The sequence below is a fragment of the Oribacterium sp. FC2011 genome (assembly GCF_000701645.1).
GTDB lineage: Bacteria > Bacillota > Clostridia > Lachnospirales > Lachnospiraceae > Oribacterium.
Genome location: NZ_JNJM01000030.1, coordinates 21,149 through 27,148 on the forward strand (window position 1 = coordinate 21,149; position 6,000 = coordinate 27,148).

The window sequence follows — 6,000 nt, forward strand, 5'->3', positions numbered from 1 at the left end:
CTAATCTAAAGTCGAACTTTAGATTAGTCGGAAGCTGAACATTTTCTGTGTACTCGATAACAGATACAGGCACGCATTCCGGTTTATTTGGGATGTAATAGATAATCGTTGAAAATGTGACATCTCTTGACAAAGGGTATATAATGGCTCTGCTGTGGTGGTTGCCGCAGCAGAGTTGTTTTTGTTTTGGGAGAGTCTCTTCTATAGAAAAGAGCACTTCCTGCGAAAACAGAAACAAAATTTCAGGAGGCAATTCGTGAAAAGACTTTTATCTTATATTAATGATTACAAGGTCAAGGCGATTCTGGCGCCGCTGTTCAAGTGCCTGGAAGCCTGCTTCGATCTTTTGGTGCCCATGGTCATTTCCAGTATGATTGATAAGGGTATACATAATAATGACCTTGGGTATGTATTTAAAATGGGAGGCCTGTTGCTTTTACTGGCGGCCATAGGTCTCACATGTTCCTTTACTGCACAGTTCTTTGCCGCAAAGGTGGCCATCCATACCGGAAAAGGGCTCCGAAATGACCTGTTCAGGCATATAAACAGTCTTTCCTATAAGGACATCGATATCCTGGGCACCAGCACCCTCATTACCAGAATGACCTCAGATATCAATGCCGTGGAAAGCGGCGTAAACATGGCCCTCCGCCTGTTCATGAGATCACCCTTCATCGTTTTCGGTGCCATGATCCTTGCCTTTACCATCAATGTTAAGGCCGGAATCATTTTCACCATCACCATAGCTGTGCTTTTTGCGGTGGTTTTCGGCATCATCCTGACGACTGCCCCTATGTACAAGAACAATCAGGCGCAGCTTGATAAGATAATGAAGACTACCCGAGAGAATCTTCTCGGTGTGAGAGTAGTCCGCGCCTTCAATCGTCAGGCTTCCGAGATAGAGCAGTTCAAGAGGGAGAACGACAGACTTACAGAAATGCAGGTAAATGTCGGTCGTATCTCTGCGCTTCTTAATCCTGTGACCTACGTTATCATCAACCTTGCTGTGGTTTACCTTATTTACCGCGGCGCCAATTTTGTTGATACGGGATCATTGACCCAGGGACAGCTTGTGGCTCTTGTTAACTACATGTCCCAGATCCTGGTTGAGCTTATAAAGCTTGCAAACCTTGTCATACAGATCACCCGTGCCATGGCAAGTATGAATCGAATCGACGGTGTGTTCAGCATCAAGCCAAGCGTTCAGGATCATGCCGGAGTTTCTGCCGGCTCTGTTTCAAATGGTATTTTTGCGAAGGGCGCAGACAGCAGCTCATCAGAAGCTCCGGTTTCTGCAGGTATCTCAAAAGAACAAGCTGCTTCAGATATTATCAAAGGAGCTCAAACCGGCTCATCCTTGGGTGAAGGCAATATTTATTCATCCCCCAAGGTTTCCTTCCGTGACGTATCTTTTGCCTACACAGAAGGTGCGGATCTTGCACTTTCCGGAATCACCTTTGATGTCATGCCCGGAGAGACTGTGGGTGTCATCGGAGGTACCGGTGCAGGTAAGTCAACACTCATTAACCTTATCCCTAGATTTTATGACGTTACCGGCGGTGAGATAGATATAGAAGGAAAGCCGGTAAAAGAGTACGGGCTTTCAGAGCTTAGAAAGAAAATCGGTGTAGTTCCCCAGAGAAGCGTTCTTTTCAGAGGGACCCTCAGAGAAAATATGCAGTGGGGCAAGGAAGATGCAACGGATGAAGAAATCTATGCAGCATTAAAGACCGCCCAGGCTTACGATTTCGTGGAGCAGAAGGGCGAAGGTCTGGAGCTTAAGGTAGAGCAAGAGGGAAGAAACTTCTCCGGAGGACAGAAGCAGAGACTTGCCATCGCAAGAGCCGTGGTTCGTAAACCTGAGATCCTTATCCTGGATGATTCTGCTTCCGCACTTGATTTCGCAACGGACGCGGCACTCCGAAAGGCTATAAAGAGAGATACCGAGAACATGACTGTTTTCATCATTTCCCAGAGAGTCTCCACAGTACGTAATTCCGACAAGATCGTGGTTCTTGATGATGGTAATGTTGCCGGCATCGGAACCCATGATGAACTTTTCAACTCCTGTGAAGTATATAAGGAGATCTGCCTCTCACAGCTTAATAAGGATGAAGTCGGTAAACCAGCCGGAAACACACAGAATCCTTCGACAGAAACAGAAAGATCTTCCGCGGATTCAAATGACGGCTCGGTTGAAACTTCAAAGGCAGAAGCATTGGCAGAAAACGGAAAGGAGGCAGAGTAATGGCAAAAGGAAAACCAAGAAAAATGACGGCTGAAGACCGTCAGACAATTGGCAGGATCCTTAGGTATATAAGGAAATATATGCATCTTGTTATCATTTCCATCCTGCTTGCGGCAGTGACCGTGGTGCTGACTCTGTACCTTCCGATCCTTACAGGCTATGCGGTGGATACCATAGTGGGTGAAGGTAATGTTGACTGGGGGAAGCTTATGGGCATTTTGAAGCTCATGGGAATACTTATCATCCTTACGGCTCTTGCCCAGTGGCTCATGAACCACATCAACAACATCGTTACCTTCAGAGTAGTTGAGGATATCAGAACAAAAGCATTTAACCATGTGGAGGAGCTTCCCATAAGCTACCTTGACAAGCACCCGGCAGGCGATCTGACCAGCCGTATCATTACGGACATAGACCAGTTCTCCCAGGGACTTCTCATGGGCTTCACCCAGCTTTTTACAGGAGTTCTCACCATACTTGGAACCTTGATGTTCATGTTCTACATTGAGCCTTTCATTACTGTGATAGTTATCTGTCTTACGCCTCTTAGCTTTGTTGTGGCAAGCCTTATAGCAAAGCACACATACAACTTCTTCCAGAAGCAGTCGGAAAGCAGAGGAGAGATAACCGCATTCACAGAGGAAATGCTTGGAAACCTTAAGGTAGTGAAGGCGTTCTCCCATGAAAAGGATGCCCAGGAGAAATTTGAGGACATCAATGAAAAGCTGTCGGGCTACAGCTTCAAGGCAGTTTTCATTTCCTCACTTGTTAACCCCGCCACAAGATGTGTGAATAATATCGTTTATGCGGCAGTAGGCGTGAGCGGTGCCTTCATGGCCATAAAAACCATGATTACAGTCGGAGAACTTGTGTCCTTCCTTAGCTACGCAAATCAGTACACAAAGCCCTTCAATGAAATTTCCGGAGTTGTAACCGAACTTCAGAATGCCATCGCTTCCGCATCCCGTGTTTTTGAGATCATAGATGAAGAAGCCATGGTTCCGGATGCTCCCGATGCGGAAGTACTTGGAGCAAATGGTGAACTTAAGGGACAGATAGATGTAGAACATCTCTGGTTCTCTTATGATAAGAGTAAGAAATTACTTACCGACATAAACATTCACGTTAAACCCGGTGAGACTGTGGCAATCGTTGGTCCCACGGGCTGCGGAAAATCAACACTTATAAACCTTCTGATGAGATTTTATGAGCCGGATCAGGGCGGTATCCTGGTGGATGGATTTGACAACCGCTCTGTCACCCGCGGAAGTCTCCGTGACAACTTCGGAATGGTACTTCAGGAGACCTGGCTCAAAGCCACTACCATCCGCAGAAATATTGCCTACGGAAAGCCCGATGCCACAATGGAAGAGATAGTTGAGGCTGCAAAAAAGGCACATTGCGACGGATTCATCCGCCGTCTGCCTCAGGGCTATGACACGGTTCTCGGTGAAGACGGAGGTTCCCTCAGCCAGGGACAGAAACAGCTTCTCTGTATAGCGAGACTCATGCTGCGCCTTCCGCCGATGCTCATCCTGGACGAAGCTACTTCCTCAATCGATACCAGAACCGAACTTCATATCCAGCATGCCTTCGACCGAATGATGGAAGGCAGAACAACCTTCATAGTTGCACATCGTCTGTCCACCATCAGAAATGCAGACCTGATACTGGTTCTGAAGGACGGAAATATCATCGAACAGGGTAAACATGAGGAGCTCCTCCAAAAGGGTGGCTTCTATTCAACACTCTATAACAGCCAGTTTGCAAAGGAAGCATGATAAATGGAAAAAATCAAAACCATGTACACAAACCCGAAAGGTTTCATAAAAGATAATATTTACTGCCTCTGGCTTCTGTACCTCCCCTGTTACCTTTTATATTTTGCGCGTTTACAGTTAAGGGAAGTTCCGGCAAGCGAAGTCCAAATCATAGAGTTACCGATTGACAGAATGATCCCCACCATCCCCGCATTTTTCATACCCTATGCCATGTGGTGGATCATCTTCCCGGGGGCCCTGGTGTTTTTCCTTTTCTGGGGAACCAAAAATGATTTCCTGAAGCTCTGCTTCATACTATTCGGAGGCTACACTATCTGCATGATAGTGTACACAATCTGGCCCAACGGCCTCGCCTTGAGAGAACCCTTGGAGTCGACAGACTTGTTTTCGACAGCAGTGAATTGGCTTCGCTCCATCGACCCGCCCCGCAACGTCTGCCCCAGCATGCACGTCTCCAGCACCATAGCCATCGACCTGGTAGTGCGAGAGTGCCGGTACATAAAGCTGCGATACAAGAACATAGAAACCATAATCGCAGTTCTCATTTGCCTTTCCACAATGTTTATAAAGCAGCATTCAGTAATAGACGTTATTCTCGGCTGGGCCATGAGTGTTCTACTCTGGTTTATTTGGAAAAGATTTTTCGAGAAATAAATATTATTACATAGCCATCGTGAACTGTTACGACCTCGGAGTCATAATGTAGAAATTTTTTCCAAACTCATTGAACGCCCGAAATATTGATGTTAAAATGAAGGCAGATAGTTCGTGAAACAACACTCCGGAAGAAGGTGACAGTATGAATATTAAGTATGTAACAATTTCAAGAGAATATGGCTCCGGCGGAAGAGAAGTAGGCAAAAAGCTCGCCGACAAGCTGGGAATCCCGTTATATGATAAAGAAATCATCGAGCAGACTGCCTTCAAAACAGGCTTTGCAGAAGAATATGTAAAAAAACAGGGTGAGTATGCCAACGCCAAGAACTGGATCGAGTACTCCTTCTCAGCCCGTAACAGTTACGGCATGAGTCCTGAGGATTATCTCTGGTCAAAGCAGAGAGAAGTCATACTTGAGCTTGTGGCAAAAGGCCCCTGCGTTATAGTGGGACGCTGCGCAGATTATATACTCAGGGAGAGGACTGACGTTCTTAATGTATTCATCCATGCGGATCTTGATAAAAGAAAAGACCGTATTACACGTATCTACAAGGATCCTGAGCATACTGACAAGATGCTGAAGGATATGGATAAGAAACGTAAATTCAATTACCGTTACTACACCGAACAGGAGTGGGGCAAATGCCAGAATTATGACATCACCCTGGATAGTGGAAGCCTCGGAATCGACAGCTGTGTAGATATCATCTACGATATATGCAAAACCAAGGATGTAACAAAGACACCAAAAGAAGATTGATGAAAACTTTTTCAGCCGGGGCATATGCCCCGGCTGATATTTTGCAGGTCGAGATCAAATGCCACGTATTTTTTCGCTGAAGCTCTTCGTGGAACCGTCCCCGATGGCTATTGTCATAGAGTGGTTCAAGAGGATACTTAAGGATTTTTTCTTTGTCTTTCCGAGACTATTAATCGCTGGATCTGCGCTCATTAAGTGATTGAATGAAAAGTTAAATTCCACATGTAAAAGTAAATTCCATACTGAAGACTAAATTCAGTTTTTTGAGGGTTTGACATATTTTGTCAAACCCTTTATTGTGGAATTTAGCCACTTGAATGATGTGTAAATTGAAAAAAGCGTATGCGGTCGCTGACAACTGGAATTGCGTTCTGCAAGACTGAATTCCACCTGCCTAAATGGGGTGTTATTGGTGGCTCTCGTTCGCAGATTTTTATCATTTTACACTTTCGTTCAGTGGCTTTAAATTTATGTATTGGCACCGTCCGCCACCCTTGACAGGTGCTCCAAGAAACGCTCTTCGGCCATTGCCGACGATGAGGAACTCAAGAACA

Annotated in this window: 4 protein-coding genes; all 4 read left to right on the forward strand. The window is 45.6% G+C overall.

The window, feature by feature from the left end; all coding sequences use genetic code 11:
* Nucleotides 1-256 precede the first annotated feature (256 nt).
* The gene (locus T357_RS0116685) at nucleotides 257-2,248 is read left to right on the forward strand and encodes an ABC transporter ATP-binding protein (RefSeq protein WP_081828237.1); all 1,992 of its coding nucleotides are present in this window, start codon (nucleotides 257-259) and stop codon (nucleotides 2,246-2,248) included.
* On the forward strand, nucleotides 2,248-4,029 hold the full coding sequence (locus T357_RS0116690; RefSeq protein ID WP_044917291.1) for an ABC transporter ATP-binding protein: 1,782 nt from the start codon (nucleotides 2,248-2,250) through the stop codon (nucleotides 4,027-4,029). Before T357_RS0116685 ends, T357_RS0116690 begins: the two co-directional genes overlap by 1 nt.
* Nucleotides 4,030-4,032: 3 nt before the next feature.
* Nucleotides 4,033-4,683, forward strand: a complete 651-nt coding sequence (locus T357_RS0116695) for a phosphatase PAP2 family protein (protein WP_049962531.1) — start codon at nucleotides 4,033-4,035, stop codon at nucleotides 4,681-4,683.
* 145 nt (nucleotides 4,684-4,828) lie between these two features.
* Nucleotides 4,829-5,446 carry a cytidylate kinase-like family protein gene (locus T357_RS0116700; protein ID WP_031555031.1) on the forward strand — a complete coding sequence of 206 codons (618 nt, stop codon included), beginning with the start codon at nucleotides 4,829-4,831 and terminating at the stop codon, nucleotides 5,444-5,446.
* Nucleotides 5,447-6,000: the final 554 nt, after the last annotated feature.